Source organism: Actinomadura sp. NPDC048955, from assembly GCF_040649435.1.
Taxonomy (GTDB): domain Bacteria; phylum Actinomycetota; class Actinomycetes; order Streptosporangiales; family Streptosporangiaceae; genus Spirillospora; species Spirillospora luteofluorescens.
In genome coordinates, this window is sequence record NZ_JBEZJI010000019.1 from 15,294 (window position 1) to 32,995 (window position 17,702).

The following is a 17,702-nucleotide window of genomic DNA, read 5'->3' on the forward strand; positions in this document are numbered from 1 at the left end:
TCCCTGGAGAAGAATCATGATTCGCAAGATCAAGACGGCCGCCGTCGCCGCGGCGTGCTGCACCGTCGTCGGTGCGGGGCTCGCCGGCTGCGAGGGCGACTCACTGGCGGGCGGGAGCCCGTCCTCCTCCGGCACGCCGAAGGCCGAAGCCGACCCGATCAAGGGAACCGAGAAGATCGAGGTCGGCGGCACGTCGGTGAACGTGTCCTGTGCGGGCGACGCGGCGAAGGGCAGGCCGGTCATCGTCCTGATGCACGGAGGAGGTGACGGGCTCGACAAGTTGGCCGCCACCCAGAAGCAGCTGAGCAAGGACGACCGGGTCTGCTCCTACGACAGGCTCGGTGCGGGCAAGAGCGACCCGCCGGACGGTCCGCAGGACTTCTCCAGCAGCGGCAAGGTCCTGACCGGCGTGCTCGACCGGATCGCCGGTGACGGCCCGGTCGTCCTGGCCGGGCACTCGCTGGGCGGGCTGATCGCCGCCCGGTACGCGCCGGACCACCGGGACAGGGTGAAGGGGCTGGTCCTGATGGACGCCACACCGCCGACGATGATCGAGGACATCACCGAGGCGATCCCCGAGTCCGCCAAGGGGCCGGCCGGCCAGGTGCGCGCGCAGAACCTCGCGATCTTCCAGGGCCAGAACCCGGAGAAGCTCGTCATCACCGACGGGAAGGTCGGCTCCGCGGGCAGCATCCCGGTGGAGGTGATCAAGCATGGGAAGCCGTACCTCGCGGCCATTCCCACCTACGGGCCGCGACTGGAGCAGGCCTGGTCCGCCGGGCAGCGCGCGTGGCTCGCCCTGTCCAGCCGCAGCACGCTGACCACCGCCCCCCGGAGCGGGCACTACATCTACCTCGAACAGCCCGAGGTCGCCGTCAAGGCCATCCAGCGCGTCACCTCGCAGGCCGCCGGATAGGCGACGGGCGGTGACCGGCCGGCCGTCCTCGCACCAAGGAGTCGTCATGCGACGGTCGACCCGGCGCCCCCGCCGCGACCGCTACCCTCGCCGAGTGATCGATCTGCGGCGGCTCCCTGCCGCGTGGCGGCGTCAGGACGTGACGGTCCGCGATCTCCCGTTCGCCCTGCTGCTCGCCGTCATGTCGTTCCTGCCGGTCCTGCGCGGCCACGAGACGCACGTCGGCGAACTTCCGCCCCGTCCCTTCGACACGCCGGCCATCGTGGCGCTCGCCCTGCTCTGCCTCCCGCTCGCCGTGCGCCGGCGGTGGCCGGCCGCGTGCCTGGCCCTGGTGTCCCTCGGTTTCGCCGTCGCGCAACTCCGCGGCTACCAGATGGTCGCGGGGACCGCGCTGCCCGCCGCGCTGGTGAGCTCGGGCGCCCATCTGGAACGCCACCGGCGCCTCGCGGTGATCGTCCTGTCCGCCGCGTACGCGGCGCTGGCGATCGCGCTCCACCTGCTCGGCGGGGCCGAGCGGCCGGACGGATACGTGGTGGTCTACCTGGCGCTGGCCGCCGCGTGGGGCATCGGGTCGTGGCTGCGCTCCGGTCGCGCCGCCGAGGCCGAGCGCCGCGTCAGGGTCGCCGAGGCGACCCGCGCCGCCGAACGCACCCGCATCGCCCGCGAGCTCCACGATGTCGTCGCCCACCACGTGACGGCGATGGTCGTGCAGGCCGAGGCGGCGCGCTACCTGACCGCCTCCCCCGACCGCCTCGACGCGACCCTGAACGCGGTCACCGGCACCGGGCGGCGCGCCATCACCGACCTGCGGCACCTGCTCGACCTGCTCAACCCCGAGCACGGCGCCCCGGGGAACGACGTCAGGACGCCGTCCGCCGGCGACCTCGGCACGCTCGTGGAACACACGCGCCAGGCCGGGCAGCCGGTGGAGTTCACCGAGGAGGGCGAACCGTCGGAGTCCGCCGGAAGCGCCGAGTTCGTGGCCTACCGGGTCGTGCAGGAGGCCCTGACCAACGCTCTCAGGTACGCCCACGGCAACCGCACCGTCACCCGGGTCCGGTACGGCGAGAAAGAGATCACCGTGCAGGTCGGCACCGACGGCCCCGAGAGACGGACCGCGTCGCCGGGCGGCGGCGGGCGAGGCCTGGCCGGGCTGCGCGAACGGGTCGACGCCCTCGGCGGCGAGTTCAGCGCGCACCCGCAGGCCGGCGGCGGCTTCGTCGTGCGGGCCCGCATCCCCACCGGGAGCCCGTCGTGAGCGCCCCGGTCCGGGTGCTGGTCTGCGACGACCAGGCGCTGATCCGGACCGGGTTCGCGACGATCATCGACGCGCAGCCCGACCTGGAGGTGGTGGGCGAGTGCGGGGACGGGCGGACCGCGGTCGGCCTCGCCCGCAGCCTGAACCCCGACATGGTGGTGATGGACGTGCGGATGCCGGTGCTCGACGGCATCGAGGCGACCCGCCTCCTGGCCGGCCCCGGGGTCGGGGACCCCGTCAAGGTGCTCGTGGTGACGACGTTCAACCTGGACGAGTACGTGTACGAGGCGCTGCGCGCGGGAGCGAGCGGGTTCCTGCTCAAGGACGCCCCACCGGCGCAGCTGCTGCACGGGATCCGCACCGTCGCGGGCGGTGCCGCACTGCTGGCGCCCGAGGTGACCCGGCAGCTCGTCGGCCGGTACGCCGCGCGGATCCGTCCCGCCCCGGGCACGGCCGACGACGTCGCGCTGGCCCCGCGCGAGATGGAGGTGCTGAACCTCATCGCCAACGGCCTGTCCAACAACGAGATCGCCGCGACGCTGGTTCTCAGCCCGGAGACCGTCAAGACCTACGTGTCGCGCATCCTCACCAAACTCGGCCTGCGCGACCGCGTGCAGGCCGTCGTCTACGCCTACCGCAACGGCCTGGTCACCTGAACTCCGCGGATGAGGAACGCGGTCCCGGGGCCTCAGCCCCGGGACCGGTCGGGTCGGGCAGGGCCCGGCCATGGCCGACCGGGCCTTAATCGCTCGACAGCCGCAGGTAGCGAATCGCCCGCTCAGGAGTGAGAGAGGTGGGCAGGTCCAGTAGCTGCCGCTGCCAGATGCCCACGTTCTCGCGCCAGGTGCGATAGAAGGACAGGCAGCTCATCGGAGAGATCTCCCCATGGCGCTTCTTCGCCTCGTCGAGGAGTCTCAGAATCCGGTCGCGATCGGGAACGGGCTCTCCCTTTCCGCGAGCGGATCCGTGCAGACGGTCCACCACCTCTTCGATGAATCGCGAGCGCTTCTTGATCGCGTCCATCCAGAAGTAGAGCGTGGACACATCCGTCTCGTAGTGGAGCGCCCGGAACAGGCCTTCGGCGATGATCTCACCGAACTCCTCCGGCGCGGCGCTCCGGTCGAACGGTTCGTACGCCAACTGCCACAGCCTGCCCGCGATGCACGCCGAGCGAGCGGCGACCGCGTCGTACATGAAGAACCAGTCCTCATTGTAGATCGCGGGGAAGAACGTGCCCACGCGAGTGGTGTCGACGAGGAGCGCGTTGCCTCCCATAAAGGTCGACTGCACTCCCCCGGAGACCCGGTTGGCATGACATACAATTGAATTATCCGGAAAATCGGTGATCTGAAATCCGACCACCGGATACCGCTCGGTCAGACCGGCGGCCCTCGCGATCAGGGAGGGCTCCATGCCCCGGATGTCGTCGTCGAGGAAGAAGACCGTCCGCCAGCCGCACAGCCGGGCCAGCAGCAGGCCGATGTTCCGCTTCACCGCGATGTCGGAGTGCTTTTCCATCGCTCGCCGCTCGAAGTCGAGCAACGGGTGACCGTACCCTGGCGGGACCACCAGGGTCAGTGTGTCGGCGTGCAGGGCACGGCCGATCTTTTCAATCTCCCGCCGCTGCGAATCCGAGCTGCACAACAGGACGATCTTGCACTCCAGTGCTTTCGCCAGGGCGATCGCCGGACCCACCCGATGCGGGTAGATCGTGGGAACGACAATGGCGTCCACCTTTCCAGGTTTCGCTCTGCTCATCACATTCGACATGTCTGCCAGCAGGTCGATGTGCGAACCTATGTGGGACGCCTGGTCAAATTGATTCTCAGCCATCTTTCCTCCGTTTGTCCTCGTCCGCGACCTGGTCGCGAAACGGTCCAAGATCAAGATTGATCTGGACACTGGGTACTGTCCGCAGAGGAGCCGTCAGGGCAACGCGGGACTACGGCATCAACGCGCCGAGGGCCCCGGCGGCGTTTCGATCATCCCGAGCACCTCGGCCGTCGGACGGACGTCGCCGAAGGACCGGTAGACGGTGTGCAGGGTGGCGTTGTGCTCCCGGTCGTCGCGCGCCGCGTTCGCGTCGGCGACCAGGATGACCCGGAGCCCGAGGGTGCTCGCGTCGCGCGCGGAGGACTCGCAGCACACGTTGGTGACGGTGCCGGTGATCAGGACGGTGTCGACCCCGCGCCGTTCCAACAGGTCCGGAAGGAGGCAGCGCCCTGGGAAGAAGGCGCTGGCCGCCGACTTCTCCACCAGCAGGTCGTCGGCATGGACCATGAAGTCATGCCACAGGCGTTCGGCCATGGGCCCGGTGCCGCCGGAGGTGCGGTACATCTCGGCCGCTTCGGGGCCGAAGAACTCGTCGGCCACCGCCGTACGTTCGCCCACCGCGGGCAGGACCCAGGCGACCGTGCCGCCTGCACCCCGCAGAGCGTCGGCGAGACGGGCGATGTGGGGCACGATCCCCCGGCAGTAGGGATTGCCGGACACGAAGAACGGGACCATGTCGATCACTACCAGCGCCGTGCGGGCGGGAACGAGCCGCGTGAACGCGAAGCGGCGCCCCCGGCGGCGCTCATGACGGGCGTACTCCCGGGCCTCGATCCGCCACCTGTGCCGCTGCGCCTCGGCCTCTGACGGCACGATTCCTCCACGGTCTCCAGCACCCGACCCGTTAGCGGGACGAAAGGACGGCCCCCGGGCCCGGACAGGCTCACGGTACCGATCGTGTGCCAGATGGGCGCGACGAACTCCGCATGCGTCGGCGGAGCAGGCCTCCTAGGCTGCGGGCGTGAACTACAGCGAGCTTGAGACGGACGTCCTCCGACTGATCATCGAAGCCGGCGAGGACGACGTCCGCGCCTTCGGCGAGGAGACGGTCACCCGCCTGGTGCGACCGGAGCTGCTGCGCGGCGCGGCCGAGGACGAACTCAGCCAGGACGCCCGGGCGGCGCTCGCCAACGCCTGCGCCAACGTCCTGACGATCAGCGCCGACGGGCTGCGGGACGAACTCGCGACGATCTATGACGGCATCCTGGTCGATGACGATCTGGACGACGGAGTCCTCACCGCCATCAGGGCGCTGTCGCACTGGCAGAGCTACCTGGAGCAGAACCGGCGCGGCGAACTCTACGAACTCGCCATCCGCTCCATCGAGGACGTCGACCACGAGGTCTCCGCCGATCTCGACGACTTCCTCGCCGCACCGGAGATGGCCGCCGAGTACGAGCGGATCCGCCGGCTACTGGCCTAGCCGGGCGCGGGACGATCGGCGAAGACGCCGTGGAGCATGCCCGTGGCCTGCCCGACCTCGATGAGGTAGCCGTCCGGGTCGCGCATGTAGCAGCGGATCTCCGCCTTGCGGTCCAGAGGCTCGGTCAGGAACTCCGCGCCGTGAGCGGTCGCCGCCGCGTGGAACGCTTCGATGTCGGCCACCCTGACGTTGAGGAACGTCGACACCGGATCGCCGGGCTCGGGCGGTCTGAGGACGACGCCGGGCTTGTCCGGCGTGGGGCCGCCACCGGGGTTCATGATGATCCAGGTGTTGGCCACCTGCACGATGGCCGGGTTCTCCGGGAGGACCACCTCGCCGCCGAGGACGTTCGCGTAGAAGTCCCTGGAGACGGCCACGTCCCGGACCGTCAGGAAGTGCGTGAGCACGAGTCCCTGACTCGGCGCAGGAAGGCTGCCCTGATCCGGCATTTCAGATTCCCCCTCGTCGCGGTGCCCCCGGGCGGGCGTGGCGCTTCTTCCTCCAGGACACCCGGCCCGGTCAACGCCCGTGCGGTAGGGAAATTCTCCATTCCCACGATCACAGTACGCGCCGCCTCGCGCTATCGATTGGTCGCCGAACCCGTCAAGGTCTGGCCAAGCGAACCTCGACGCCCGCCGTCGCGAATGTGGTAGATCATGCAGCGCGGTCGACCGTCGGTCACCGTGGACGCCCGGTGCCGTCCAGAGCCGCTCGCGGAGGAAGCCATATGGGCCTGCACGGATATCTGGCGCTGTGGTGCGCGGTGTGGGGGACGATGGCGCTGCTCGGCTACGGGCGATCGCTGGCCGGGATGACCCGGGCCCAGCGGACGGTCCGGGTCACCGGGCGGATCGAGCGGGTGGGAGAGCCCCGGCACGGCGGCTCCGGGAAGAGCGGAATCCCGGTGGACGTCTCCTACCGTCCCCCGTCCGGCGGGCAGGACGTCGTCGTGGCGAACGACGGTGACCGGGATGAGACGATCACCGCCGCGTGGACGGGCCGGGAGGTCGCCGTCCTCTACCCGCGCGGCAGGCCGGACGCCTTCCGCCTGACCGGCTACTGCCAGGAGGGCGACCGCGGACCGGGCTGGCCGGCCTTCGCGCTCTTCCTCGTCTATGCCGGTGTGGTGGTCGCCGCCGCGATCGACCGGGGCTGGCCCTGGGCGCTGGTCGGCTTCTGCGGGCCGTGGGCCGTCTACGGCGCCTACCACCTGCCCGGGAACGTGCGCGACACGCGCCGCCGCCGCGAGACGCTGGCCTCCATGGTCGCCGTCCGGGGCCGGGTCATCGCGGTGCTCGAGGACGTCACCACCGACGGGGAGGGCAGCACCGTGACCGTCAGCACACCGGTCGTGGCGTTCACGACGCGGGAGGGAACGGACGTCACCGCCTACTGCCCTCCGGGGGTGCCGGACGCGGCCGGCGCCTGCGGCCGGGAGGTCACGGTCCACTACACGCCGGCCGACCCGGCCGTCTTCAGCCTGGACCGCGTGGCCGAACACCGCTCCCTGAGAACGGACATCCCGGTCAACGTCGTGGCCCTCCTCGTCATCGCGTCGGCGGCGGTCGCGGGAGCGGTCATGCTGTGACGTCCAGGTCTCCGGCGAAGGTCGCCCGGGCGGCTCAGCAGGCCAGCGGCACCGGGATGCCTCCGGTCGGCGGCGACGTCAGCCCGAGCTGCGCGGCCAGCGCGTCCGCGTCGACGGTGTCGAGGGGTTTCAGGGCGGTGCCGCCGATGCGCGCCCACGCCGCGCCGCCGGGCGCGGCGGGCTGGTCGCGGACCGCGGCCAGCGCGACGTCGGGCCGCACCTCCAGTTCGCCTAGCAAGCTGCGCCAGTCGTGGCGCCGCGGGCAGCGGACGACGTCCCCGTCGGGGGCCGGCGGGTGGGGCGGACGGTCCCCGATCACCAGCAGGACGGTCCGCCCGGGCCCCGGGCCTGCGCCGATCCGCCTCAGCACCTCCGCGAGCACGTCCTCGACCTGGGCGGCGCGCGGATACCCGAGGTCGGCGGCGCCGAACCGGCTGAGCGAGCGCAGCGCCTTCCCGGTGTCCGACCGCCAGTCGGTCACGACCACGCCGTCGGCGGCCCCGCGCCGGTGCGCGCCGTAGCCGATGAGCCCGACCCGGAGCCGGTCGCCGAGGCCCCGGTCGGCGGCGAGCGCCACGCGCTCGGCGCAGTCGAGCCGCGCCGCCACCCGGGCGGCGGGCCCCGCGACCTCGACGGCGCAGACGAGATGCACCGGCCTGCCGGCGTCCAGGCGGGTCGGCACCGCGGCGGTCAGCTCGGCCGCGGTGCGCGGGTCCGGGACGAGGCCGGCGGGCGAGGTGAAGCGCACGGCCCCGGGACCGTCGAGCTCCGCCCGGACCCGGTGCGTCCCCGCGGGCAGCACCGCGGAGGCTGCCGACAGCAGGCCCGGTTCCGCGTCCCGCGTCACGACCGCGAAGACCAGGCGGTTCTCCTCCTCGCTGCGCACGCTCAGCTCCGCGGCGGCGCCGCGCCGGGCGCCCTCCGGGAACAGCGGCTCGGACGACAGCCTGACCCGCCCGTCCGCCGGATCGGCGCGCGCGACGAGCAGCCCGTAGGCGTGCGGGATCGGCAGGGCGGCGGCGACGTCCGCGATCAACGCGGCGGCGTCCTCCCCGTCGAGGACGTAGGAGCGCGCGTCCGGGCGGGCCGCGGTGATCCGCCGCACCAGCTCCGCGGCCGCCGGCTCCTCACCGGCCGGCACCGCGATCCGGACCGCCGCCCCGGACACGTCGCGCTCGGCGGCGAACTCCGAGCGGCGCACGCGGGCGGCGCCCCGTCCGTCCCGCTCGATCCGGAACGCGGCGGCTCCCGCGGCCGCAGGCTCGACGACGGTGACGTGGCCGCCCGGCGGCAGCATCGCGAGATCGCCGGAGAGGTCCCGGCGCAGCGCGTCCCCGGCCTGGCTCGACAATCGCGCTCCTTCCCCGTCCGCGGAGGGCTGATCTCGCCTATTCTGACGGCATCACCGGGCGGGCGGCGACCAGGACGGGCGACGATGCGGAGATTCCTGATCCTGCTGTCCGGCGCCCGGCCCGACGTCCTCGACCAGGCTCCGGGCGAGCGGCCGCGATGGGTCGGCCTCGGGGCGCTGATCCTCTCCCAGGGAGTCCTCGCCGCTCTGTCGATGGGCGTCGCGCTGGTGGAGCTGCTCGGCACCGATCCGGTCCCGGCCGTGCCGATTTCGGCCGCCTGGGGCGCGGGCACCATGGCCCTGACCCGGTGGGCGGTCATGTCCCTGCCAGTCGGCGGGTTCAACCGGATCTGGCTCGCGGCGCCCCGCTTGGCCCTCGCCTTGCTGCTCGGTCTCGCCGTCAGCACGCCGCTCGTGCTGCGCGCCTTCCAGGACGAGGTGGACGCGGAGGTCGTCGTGATCAAGTCCGAGCGGATCGCGGAATTCCGGGCGGAGCAGGAGCGGGGCTCCCTTCACCGGCGGATCGACGAACTGGAAGCGACGGTCCGCAAGTACCAGTCCGAGGTTCGGTCCGGCTCCGATCCGCTCGCGCGAAGTCATCTCGCGAGGGCCCAGGCGCAGCTGGAGGCGGCCCAGAAGGAGCAGCAGCAGCGGTACGACGAGTTCGAGCGGAAGACCAACGCCGCCGACGGCCTGCTGATAAGGCTTGAGGCACTGAACAGGCTGCCCCAGGAGAACGCGACCGTCTCCTCCGCGCTACTCCTGCCCGTCCTCGTGCTGATGACGTTCGAGTGCCTGCCGCTGCTGGCGCGGTTGACCATGCGCCCGGGGGTTTACGAACGCCTGCTGGAGATCGGACGGCAGCACGAGATGCGGCTCGCCGAGGAGACGCTGGTGCTGGAGTCGAGGCTGATCTCGGAGTCCACGAGCCTGGAGGAGATCTGGGACCGTCTTGAGGCGTCCGACGTCCCGGCCCCCGGTCGTCGGCCGTCCGTCCCCGCACCGGGACCCGCACGCGGCGACGACGACGAGGACGCCGAGGACCGCGCGCTGCGCCGCATGCGTGACCTGCGGCCCGCCCCGACCGCCGGGGAGGCGGTCGCCGACCGGGGCCGGGAAGACTGAGCATGGCGACCGCCACGCTCTTCCCATGGGACGACCTCGCCGGGGACTGCCGCGACGACCCCCGGATCCGGTTCTACGTCGACCGCGAGTCGCCCCGCACCGCGCGCGTGCGGCAGCTCGTCGACTGGACGCGGGTCCTCGACGAGAGCAGCCGCGACCGGGCGTTCCGCGACGCGACCGCGCTGCCGAGCTACGCCGAGTTCGCCGCGCTCGCCAACGCGGCCACCCGCGCCACCACGCGTTTCGAACGGCTCGCCGCCGGGTCCGGCTGGGCGTCGCTGCGCGCGTTCCTGGGGACGAGGGCAGTGCGGCTTCTCATCCTCGCGCTGCTGGTCCTGGTCTCCTCCTGGTACGACCTCGCCGTGTTCGCGTCCCAGCTCGCGGTCATCGCGCTCGCCCCGGCGGCCGGCCTGCTCCTGCGTTGCCGGCGGAGGGGCGAAGCCCTGTTCTGGCCTTGGTTCGGCACCTCCTGCGGCCTGGGAGTCGTGCTCATCGGCTGGCAGGCGAGTCTCGGCGCCACGCCCTCACCCGCGTCCGTGCTCGTCCTGCTCTGGTGCAACGGCGTCATCGCCGTGCTGGGCGCCGGCCATTCCGTGCGGCCGCTGGTCCGCACGCTGAAGATGTATCTGCTCGTCCCGTCCGCGCCGGGGCTGGAGAGCAGGGCGGAGCGGGCGCGGCGGCGGTGGCTGGACGACGCCCGCGAGCGCGCGGTCATGCCCGAGCTCGTCCAGACGATCAACCGGTTGCTGCAGCCCTCCCAGGGCAAGCGGCTGCTCGTCCAGGACACGACGCGGCTCCGCGCGATCCACGACGCCGAGCTGCTGGTGCCGACCCGCGCGAGCCGCCGCGTCACCGAGGCGCTGCGCCGGTCGGACGGCGCGAGCCTCGCCGTGGCGGGGCCCCGCGGGTCCGGGAAGTCCACGCTCCTGCGCTCGCTGTGCTCGTCCGACTCGCGCTTCGCCGTGCTCGTGCCGGCGCCCACGCACTATGTGCCGAAGGAGTTCCTCATCGAGCTCTTCCAGCGCCTGTGCGTCACCTACATCACCGACCAGGGGTTCACCGCCGACCGCGGGGCCCGCCTCCGGCGCCGCGACGGGCTGTCGCGCTATCTGCGCGGCATCGCGCCGCTGGTCCTGCGCTGCGCGCTCGCCGCCGGGCTCGCCGCCCTCCTGGTCTGGTCGTTCGCCGGGGAGCTGTCGCACCACCTCGGCGCCTGGTCCAAGGGAACGAGCGACGGGATGGACGGCCTCGCCGGATGGTCGCGGTCCCAGTGGGACGCCCACCGCCGCAACCTCCAGCTCGCGCTCGCGTTCCTCCTCCTGCTCGCCGTCCCGCGCCGCGGCTGGCGCCGGCTGACCTGGCGCGCCGAGCCGCCGCTGGTCCGGGAGGCCAGGCGGCACCGCCAGGAGCTCCAGGCGGAGCAGACGGCCACGCTGCAGGCGGCGGGGACCCTCCCGTTCTTCCAGTCGGCGTTCACCCGCGGGGTGGCGTTCCGGAAGCTGCCCTGGACGATGCCGCAGCTGGTCGGCCACCTCTCCCGGTTCCTGGAGGCGGTGACCGCGGCCGAGCGGGACCGCGGCCGGACCGTCCTGGTCTGCATCGACGAGGTCGACCGGATCGGCTCGGCGGCGGAGGCCACCCGCTTTCTCGGCGAGGTCAAGGCGATCTTCGGGTCGGTGAACTGCTACTTCGTCGTCGCCGTGGCCGACGAGGTGGGCGCCGCGTTCGCCCGCCGCGCGATCATCGGCCGCTCGCTGGCGGAGACGGCCTTCGACGAGATCATCACGCTGGAGCCGCTGTCGTTCGCGTCGGCGCGGCGGCTGCTGCAGCGCCGCGTCCCCGGTTTCACCGACCCGTTCGTCCGGCTCGCCCTCGCGCTGTCGGGCGGCCTTCCCCGCGAGCTGCTCCGCGTCACGCGCCGCCTCGTCGAGCTCAACGCCGAGCACGAGTACGAGCTGCTGCTGCCCGGCCTCACCGACCGCCTCGTCCGCGAAGAGGTCCTGGAGGCCCTGGAGGCGACGCGCGGCCGGCTCGCCCAGACGCAGGCAGGCCCTGACTGGGCCCCGGTGCTGGACCGGCTGCGCCAGCTCAGCTGGTCGTTTCGGCCCGACGCCGACATCAGCGAGCTGCCCCGTGCCCTCAAGGAGCTCGCCGACCTCGCGCCCCCGCCTCCGTCCGGCACCGAGGAGTCCGAGATCTGGACGGCGCTCAACGACCTCGCCGCGCTCGCCGCGCTCGGCATGACCACCTGCGACGCGTTCGCCGACGCCTGCTTCGACGCGTTCGGCACGGACGCCCCCGCATCCGCTTCGCCCGGCCCCTACACGGAGCTGGCGGCGGCCCGCCGGGAACTGGCCCTCTCCGCGTCGAGCTGCCGGGCCGCCATCGACCGCATCCGCTTCACCCTCGACCTCGCCTGACGAGGCCGGTCGGCGTTCGTCAGTAGCCGCCGCCGCTCTTGCGGACCGCACTGCCGGACGGCGACATCACGTACCAGACGGCCCCGAACTGGTTGAGGCCCTCCCCCTTGGCACTGCCGCTGGCCGTGCCGTCGGGCGCGTAGTAGTACAGCGGATGTCCGGCGTAGGTGACCTGGGTCGTGCCGTCGGTCCTCTTCGAGGTCCCCAGCAGCGACGCGTTCGCCCCCGAGCCCGCCTGGGGCTTCGCGCCGGCGGGGACCGGCGGCCACACCGCGGCGCACGCGCCGTAGCAGGAGGACTTGCCGCCGGTGTCCTTCTGGAAGTCGTAGACCGTGCGGCCCGCACCGTCGACGAGGATCTGCCCCAGTGAGCCCACACCCGCCGTCTTGATCATCGCACCCGTGGTGGCGCCGCCGGCGGGCGGCGGGGAGCTCGCCGGGGGCGGGGAACTCGCCGGGGGCGAGGTGCTCGGCGACGCCGACTGGCCGCTCGATCCGCCCGATCCGCCGCATCCTGCGACCACCGCGGTCGCGAGACCGGCCACCGCCACCGCCACCGCCGCCCATGCCCGCCGATGCCGACGCGATGGGCGAGACGGGCGGGTCGGGCCAGTCGGAATCACCTGGTACATCCGCGATATTCCTTCCTGGAAAAGCGCCGTACCGGTCGGTCCGATACCGCCTCCTCGGGCACCGGATACCCCACCGCGCCGGCATGCGAACGGTCTCTTCGCAGCCCTGAACCGCCCTTTTCTCTTCCATGAGGTCATCGGGCCGGAGCACGGAGCGGGGGAATCCTTGGGGACGTATGGGAACGGACAGGACTGAACAGGCGGAAACTGGGTGAGACCATGGCCCCATGAGAGTCAGCGGTCCCCCCGTTGACGTCCCGTCCGATCCCGGGCGCGCCACGGCCTTCCGGATCGACGGCTACGCCCGGCTGCGCGACTACGCGGTGATCGGAGACGGGCGGAGTGCCGCGCTGGTCGCCGCCGACGGGTCCGTGGACTGGCTGGGAACGCCGGATCTTGACTCCCCCTCGGTGTTCGCGGCCATCCTGGACCCCGTCCGAGGCGGCCGCTTCCTGCTGGAGCCAGAGGAGCCCTTTACGGTCGCGCGCCGGTACCTCCCTGGCACGAACGTGCTGGAGACCACGTTCACCACCGCCCGCGGCCGTCTGCGGGTGACCGATGCACTGACCCTGGAGGCCGATGGGGCCCTCGGACCGATGCGGGAACTGCAGCGGCGCCTCGACTGCGTGGCCGGGACGGTGCCGCTGCGCTGGAGCGTTCAGCCGCGGTTCGGTTACGGCGCCCACCGCCCGCGCATCGGCAGGCGCGCCGGCATACCGGTCGCGGTGTCCGGCGCGGACGCGCTCGCCGTCTGCGCCTGGGACGCGGGTGAACCGGAATGCACCGACCGGGCTGTCAACGGCCGCGTCGAGCTGGGGCAAGGAGGGCGGGCCCTGCTGGCGATTCCGTTCGCCCACCAGGAACCGCTCGTCCTACCGAGCCGTTCCGAGTGCGATGCCCGCGCGGAGCGGACCATCGCGGCTTGGCGCGGCTGGGCCCGGGAACGCTCCAGTGAGGGCCGGTGGCAGGACGCCGTGCTGCGCAGCGCGCTGGCGCTCAAGCTCCTGATCTACGCGCCGTCGGGGGCGATCGCCGCCGCGGTGACCACCTCACTGCCGGAGCATGTCGGCGGCGAACGGAACTGGGACTACCGCTTCTCCTGGGTCCGCGACTCGGCGTTCACCCTCGACGCGTTCCTGAAGCTCGGATGCCCCGCCGAGGCGGATGCCTACTTCTGGTGGCTCATGCACGCCTCCCAGCTCACCCATCCGCGGCTGCGGGTGCTGTACCGGCTGAACGGCGGCGGCCACGCCCCGGAACGGTCGCTCCCCCTCGACGGATACCGCGGTTCCAGGCCGGTCCGGATCGGCAACGCGGCGGGCGCGCAGACCCAGCTGGACACCTATGGCGAGCTGGTGCAGACCGGCTGGCTGTACGCGGGTGCCGCCGGGCGGCTGGACGCGGACGTCGCCCGGCGCCTGGCGGAACTGGCCGACTTCGTCTGCGCCGCCTGGCGGGAGCCGGACTCGGGGATCTGGGAGGTGCGCAGCGCTCCCCTGCACTTCACGCAATCGAAGATGATGTGCTGGGTCGCGCTCGACCGGGCCATCGACCTCTGCGAGCGCGGCCTGATCCCGAGCCGCGGCTCGGCCCGCCTGCGGCCGGCCCGCTGGCGGTCGGCCCGCGCGCAGGTGCGCGACTTCGTCGAGACGCGCTGCTTCTCCTCAGTTCACCAGTGCTACACGCGGTCGGCCGACAGTTCGGAACTGGACGCCGCCGTGCTGCTCGGTCTTCTGCACGGCTACGCGCGTCCCGGCGATCCCCGCATGCGCGCCACGGTCGACGCGGTGGCACGGGAACTGCGGCACGGCCCGTTCGTCGACAGGTACTCAGGTGAGGACGGACTGAGCGGCACCGAAGGCGCGTTCCTGGCCTGTTCCTTCTGGCTGGCCGAGTGCCTCGCCCGCACCGGGCGCCTCGACGAGGCGACGGCACTGATGGACGACCTGGTCGGGCTGGCCAACGACGTCGGCCTGTACGGCGAGGAGATCGACCCGGCCACCGGCGCCTTCCTGGGGAACCTGCCGCAGGGGCTGAGCCACCTGGCGCTGATCAGCGCCGCGCGCGCCATCGACTCGATCGCCGAGGCGGCGGACGGGTGAGCGCGTGGGGGACCGCTGCGGGCGCCTTCGTCGGCACGCTGGCGCTGACCACCGCCCTCCGCACCGCCAGCGAGCTCAGGCTCACCCGCATGGACCTGCCGTTCCTGCTCGGGACCGCCGTGACCGCCGACCGGGCCCGTGCCAAGGCGCTCGGCTACCTCGTGCACTTCGCCAACGGAGAGCTGTTCGCGTTCGTCTACTACGCCGTCTTCCTCGCCATCGGCCACGCCGGCTGGTGGCTCGGGGCGCTCTTCGGTCTGGTGCACGGACTGTTCGCCGGCACCGCGCTGGTGAACGTCCTGCTGCCGTTGGTCCACCCCCGGATGGGAAGCCCGCTGACGAGCGCCCCTCGGGTGGCCCTCCTGGAACCGCCGGGCTTCCTGATGCTCAACTACGGGCCCAGCACGCCGTTGGTCACCGTCCTCGCCCACGTCGGCTTCGGGGCCATAGTCGGAGGGTTCACCACGCTCGGTTCCGGGTGAGCGGCGACCTACCGCCTCCTGGCGGCCGGACGGGCCCGTCCCCGGCCCGCCTCACCGGCCAAGAAGCCCGCGAGGACGACGACCCCGGCCGCTTCGAGGGCCAGCGCGAGCCAGACGGTGGTCCGGTAGCCGTACTCGTGGAAGCCGAACAGCGACCACTGCTCGCTGATGATCAGGCCGATGATCGTGCCGAGGAGGAACACGATGCCGCCGAGCGCGACGAACGCGTGCGGGGCCCGCCCGACGAGCGGGAGGGACCGGATGAAGGGCAGGGCCTCGAGCGGCACCGCCAGCGCCAGTCCGAGCACGACCGCGCCGGCGAAGTTCGCGGCGAAGAGGCCGCCGATGATCGGTATGACGCTGTAGTGGTCGGCGGAGAACTCGTACAGGTGCACGGCGCCGACCCCGAACAGCAGAAGAGCGGCCAGGTAGCGCAGCAGAACCGAGGTGAGCGGGGCCGCGGCGCTCGCGCCGAGGTCAGAACCGGAAGCCGCCATGGGCACTCCCCGTGGTCTGGATCTGCCCCTGGGGGCTGACGGCGAACCACAGGGCCCCGAACTGGGTGATGCCCTGGCCGTAGGTGTCGCCGCGTCCGGTGTCGGCTTGGTAGTAGTACAGCGGGTGACCCGCGTAGACGATCTGACTCGGCCCGTCGGTACGGGCGAGCGTGGTCACCATGCCCGCCTGGGCCCCGTCCGCCACCGTCGGCCGCCCCTGGGTGGTGACCGGAGGCCAGATGCTCGCGCACGCGCCGAAACAGGTGGAGGCGTTCGGCGGGTCGGCGAAGAACAGGTACAGCGTGCGCCCCTTGCCGTTCACCAGGACCCGGCCGAGATTCGGCAGGTCGGCCGTGGAGAGCTGCAGGCGGCCGGGGTGCTGCGAGTTCGTCGCGAACGTGCAGCCCGCGGCCAGCAGGCCCGCCACCGCGAGCGCGGCCCGCCACCGCGAGGACGAGATCGCCCGCGATCGAAGCGCGTCAGGAGCCGTCACCCCGCTGCCTCCTTTCCAGGTCCGCCCTACCCCGGGAAAACAGCGGGCGAACGGGCTTTCCCGCCCGTTGACCCGGTCGCCTCAATTCCTTTCGGGGCTTTGAAGCTTCATCGAAGTGACCTGGTCCGAAGCGTCGGGAATGTCAAATCCGAGGCTGCGTACGACTCGTGTCGTGTCGTCGATGGCCGCCTGGTCCGTCGCATCTCCCCGGACCAGGGTGCGGAGCCTGATCGGCGGGCCGGGCGAGACGAGGGTCGGGACGAAGGAGGGCTGTTCTCTCCACCGTTGTTCACGTGAGTCCCAGGTGAAGGTGAACAGGGCGACGAGCCCCCGATGGGTGGCCGGGGTGTTCGCGGTCGGATTGGCGACCTGATTTCCCATCCCGTACACGACCCACTTGCCGTTGATTCGCTCGAATGGCTGGACGACGTGCACGTGGTCGCCGAGGATCAGGTTCACGTCGCTGGAACGCAGCAGCTTCGCGGCCAGGTGCCGCTGCTCGGGTGTGGCCTCGTGCTGGTATTCCTCGCCCCAGTGGAGGCTGACCATCACGGCGTCGGCGCCCGATTTCTTGGCATTGGCCGCGTCCGCGAGGATCCTGCCCGCGTCCAGCCCGTCGTTCACGAGCCAGGGTCTTCCCGCGGGCTTCGCTATGCCGTTGGTGCCGTATGTGTACGAAAGATGGGCGATTTTGAGGCCTTTGACGTCCAGGAGGTTGATCTTCTTCGCCTCCTCCGCGCTGCGGGCGGTGCCGGCATGCCTGATACCTGCGCCGTCCAGAGCGGCGAGCGTGCGGCGCACGCCCGGTTCCCCCTGATCGATGGCGTGGTTGGAGGCGGTGGAGCAGGTGTCATAGCCGAGCCCGCGGATCGCGTTCACGATCGCGGGCGGTGAGTTGAAGGACGGGTAGCCGAGGAAGGGCCCCGACCGCGAGGCCAGCGGCGTCTCGATGTGGCAGATTCCCAGATCCGCCCCACTGACCACGGGATTGAGCCGCGCGAGCATCGGCGTGAAGTCGTACCCGTCCCGCCCTTCGGTGCGCGCATCCGAGGCCGCCTGATCCATCACGACCCGGTGCAGGAGGAAATCCCCTGTGGCCGCGACGGTAAATTGAACCGGTTTATGGCGAACTGCCTTGGTTGCCCGTTGCAGAGTCGCGGAACGGCGGTGGACCCCGTCGCAGGCCGACAGCGCACCGAGCCCCAACGCCGCGATCAGCAGGGTGCATGCCGCGAGGCGGCTCCCACCCGGCTGCCGTCCGTTCGATGACCTGGGTGTGGATGGCGACATTCGCATAGCCGCTATATCCACACCCCATGCCGCCCGAAACGGACATTTACCAAGGAGTGGATCATCGCTAGCAACACATTTATCGAGCTATGTCCAGCCAATGATCTGGAAGGCACGGGTTCGCGACAAGATCCTGCGCACCGTGACGGACCCCGTCACGGCGGACGGGCCCTGTGCCAGTGGTGTCGCCGTCACCAGGCACAGGAGCAGGGAGGCGCGCGACTCGGCCAGGGAGGGCATTCACGCCCCTGAAGCCGAGTGAAACCGCCCGGGACGGCAATACCGGAGGACAC

The 17,702-nt window shown here is 71.8% G+C and carries 17 protein-coding genes; 9 read left to right on the forward strand and 8 right to left on the reverse strand.

The features are described from left to right. The first annotated feature begins 16 nt into the window (after positions 1–16). From AB0C84_RS19715 to AB0C84_RS19725, 3 genes are all read left to right on the forward strand, one after another. Positions 17–916 (forward strand): alpha/beta hydrolase, encoded by a 900-nt coding sequence (locus AB0C84_RS19715; RefSeq protein ID WP_361068049.1) that lies wholly within the window; start codon positions 17–19, stop codon positions 914–916. A gap of 94 nt (positions 917–1,010) precedes the next feature. Continuing rightward, positions 1,011–2,174, forward strand: a complete 1,164-nt coding sequence (locus AB0C84_RS19720; RefSeq protein ID WP_361068324.1) for a histidine kinase — start codon at positions 1,011–1,013, stop codon at positions 2,172–2,174. After that, the gene (locus tag AB0C84_RS19725; RefSeq protein ID WP_361068052.1) at positions 2,171–2,830 is read left to right on the forward strand and encodes a response regulator transcription factor; all 660 of its coding nucleotides are present in this window, start codon (positions 2,171–2,173) and stop codon (positions 2,828–2,830) included. Before AB0C84_RS19720 ends, AB0C84_RS19725 begins: the two co-directional genes overlap by 4 nt. Before the next feature lie 85 nt (positions 2,831–2,915). Here the strand turns inward: AB0C84_RS19725 and AB0C84_RS19730 are convergent, their stop codons facing one another. Both AB0C84_RS19730 and AB0C84_RS19735 read right to left on the reverse strand, forming a co-directional pair. After that, on the reverse strand, positions 2,916–4,007 hold the full coding sequence (locus AB0C84_RS19730; protein ID WP_361068055.1) for a hypothetical protein: 1,092 nt from the start codon (positions 4,005–4,007) through the stop codon (positions 2,916–2,918). Positions 4,008–4,124: 117 nt separating this feature from the next. Further along, positions 4,125–4,820 carry an isochorismatase family cysteine hydrolase gene (locus AB0C84_RS19735; protein ID WP_361068058.1) on the reverse strand — a complete coding sequence of 232 codons (696 nt, stop codon included), beginning with the start codon at positions 4,818–4,820 and terminating at the stop codon, positions 4,125–4,127. Positions 4,821–4,968: 148 nt separating this feature from the next. Here AB0C84_RS19735 and AB0C84_RS19740 point away from each other — a divergent pair, with 148 nt between their 5' ends. Continuing rightward, positions 4,969–5,430, forward strand: a complete 462-nt coding sequence (locus tag AB0C84_RS19740; protein ID WP_361068061.1) for a hypothetical protein — start codon at positions 4,969–4,971, stop codon at positions 5,428–5,430. On the opposite strand, the gene AB0C84_RS19745 is transcribed toward AB0C84_RS19740, so the two are convergent. Then, the gene (locus tag AB0C84_RS19745) at positions 5,427–5,837 is read right to left on the reverse strand and encodes a VOC family protein (RefSeq protein ID WP_361068064.1); all 411 of its coding nucleotides are present in this window, start codon (positions 5,835–5,837) and stop codon (positions 5,427–5,429) included. The genes AB0C84_RS19740 and AB0C84_RS19745 overlap by 4 nt on opposite strands. Positions 5,838–6,157: 320 nt before the next feature. Between AB0C84_RS19745 and AB0C84_RS19750 the strand changes: the two genes are divergently transcribed. After that, complete coding sequence (locus AB0C84_RS19750) at positions 6,158–7,018, forward strand: DUF3592 domain-containing protein (RefSeq protein ID WP_361068067.1); 861 nt, start codon at positions 6,158–6,160, stop codon at positions 7,016–7,018. A gap of 34 nt (positions 7,019–7,052) precedes the next feature. Here AB0C84_RS19750 and AB0C84_RS19755 read toward each other — a convergent pair whose 3' ends face one another. Further along, complete coding sequence (locus AB0C84_RS19755; RefSeq protein WP_361068070.1) at positions 7,053–8,369, reverse strand: hypothetical protein; 1,317 nt, start codon at positions 8,367–8,369, stop codon at positions 7,053–7,055. 84 nt (positions 8,370–8,453) lie between these two features. On the opposite strand from AB0C84_RS19755, the gene AB0C84_RS19760 reads away from it, so the two are divergent. Beyond that, positions 8,454–9,494: a DUF4407 domain-containing protein gene (locus AB0C84_RS19760; protein ID WP_361068073.1), complete on the forward strand. Its 1,041-nt coding sequence runs from the start codon at positions 8,454–8,456 to the stop codon at positions 9,492–9,494. Between the two features lie 2 nt (positions 9,495–9,496). Next, positions 9,497–11,914 carry a hypothetical protein gene (locus AB0C84_RS19765; RefSeq protein ID WP_361068076.1) on the forward strand — a complete coding sequence of 806 codons (2,418 nt, stop codon included), beginning with the start codon at positions 9,497–9,499 and terminating at the stop codon, positions 11,912–11,914. 19 nt (positions 11,915–11,933) lie between these two features. On the opposite strand, the gene AB0C84_RS19770 is transcribed toward AB0C84_RS19765, so the two are convergent. Then, complete coding sequence (locus AB0C84_RS19770) at positions 11,934–12,308, reverse strand: hypothetical protein (RefSeq protein WP_361068079.1); 375 nt, start codon at positions 12,306–12,308, stop codon at positions 11,934–11,936. A gap of 464 nt (positions 12,309–12,772) precedes the next feature. On the opposite strand from AB0C84_RS19770, the gene AB0C84_RS19775 reads away from it, so the two are divergent. After that, on the forward strand, positions 12,773–14,647 hold the full coding sequence (locus AB0C84_RS19775; protein ID WP_361068082.1) for a glycoside hydrolase family 15 protein: 1,875 nt from the start codon (positions 12,773–12,775) through the stop codon (positions 14,645–14,647). Further along, positions 14,644–15,129 carry a hypothetical protein gene (locus tag AB0C84_RS19780; protein ID WP_179842066.1) on the forward strand — a complete coding sequence of 162 codons (486 nt, stop codon included), beginning with the start codon at positions 14,644–14,646 and terminating at the stop codon, positions 15,127–15,129. Before AB0C84_RS19775 ends, AB0C84_RS19780 begins: the two co-directional genes overlap by 4 nt. 8 nt (positions 15,130–15,137) lie before the next feature. Here AB0C84_RS19780 and AB0C84_RS19785 read toward each other — a convergent pair whose 3' ends face one another. The 3 genes from AB0C84_RS19785 to AB0C84_RS19795 form a co-directional block, all read right to left on the reverse strand. Further along, positions 15,138–15,626, reverse strand: coding sequence for a hypothetical protein (locus tag AB0C84_RS19785; protein WP_361068086.1), 489 nt, complete (start codon positions 15,624–15,626; stop codon positions 15,138–15,140). Continuing rightward, positions 15,607–16,119, reverse strand: coding sequence for a hypothetical protein (locus tag AB0C84_RS19790; RefSeq protein WP_361068089.1), 513 nt, complete (start codon positions 16,117–16,119; stop codon positions 15,607–15,609). Before AB0C84_RS19790 ends, AB0C84_RS19785 begins: the two co-directional genes overlap by 20 nt. A gap of 81 nt (positions 16,120–16,200) precedes the next feature. Further along, a complete protein-coding gene (locus AB0C84_RS19795; protein WP_361068092.1) occupies positions 16,201–17,409 on the reverse strand; it encodes a CapA family protein in 1,209 nt (402 codons plus the stop codon). Between the last annotated feature and the right edge of the window lie 293 nt (positions 17,410–17,702).

Bases quoted from the DNA above. Each gene is read 5' to 3' on its own strand.
- AB0C84_RS19785 (WP_361068086.1), bottom strand. From the start codon at position 15,626: ATGGCGGCTTCCGGTTCTGACCTCGGCGCGAGCGCCGCGGCCCCGCTC.
- AB0C84_RS19795 (WP_361068092.1), bottom strand. From the start codon at position 17,409: ATGTCGCCATCCACACCCAGGTCATCGAACGGACGGCAGCCGGGTGGG.
- AB0C84_RS19730 (WP_361068055.1), bottom strand. From the start codon at position 4,007: ATGGCTGAGAATCAATTTGACCAGGCGTCCCACATAGGTTCGCACATC.
- AB0C84_RS19765 (WP_361068076.1), top strand. From the start codon at position 9,497: ATGGCGACCGCCACGCTCTTCCCATGGGACGACCTCGCCGGGGACTGC.
- AB0C84_RS19775 (WP_361068082.1), top strand. From the start codon at position 12,773: ATGAGAGTCAGCGGTCCCCCCGTTGACGTCCCGTCCGATCCCGGGCGC.
- AB0C84_RS19750 (WP_361068067.1), top strand. From the start codon at position 6,158: ATGGGCCTGCACGGATATCTGGCGCTGTGGTGCGCGGTGTGGGGGACG.
- AB0C84_RS19715 (WP_361068049.1), top strand. From the start codon at position 17: ATGATTCGCAAGATCAAGACGGCCGCCGTCGCCGCGGCGTGCTGCACC.
- AB0C84_RS19760 (WP_361068073.1), top strand. From the start codon at position 8,454: ATGCGGAGATTCCTGATCCTGCTGTCCGGCGCCCGGCCCGACGTCCTC.
- AB0C84_RS19770 (WP_361068079.1), bottom strand. From the start codon at position 12,308: ATGATCAAGACGGCGGGTGTGGGCTCACTGGGGCAGATCCTCGTCGAC.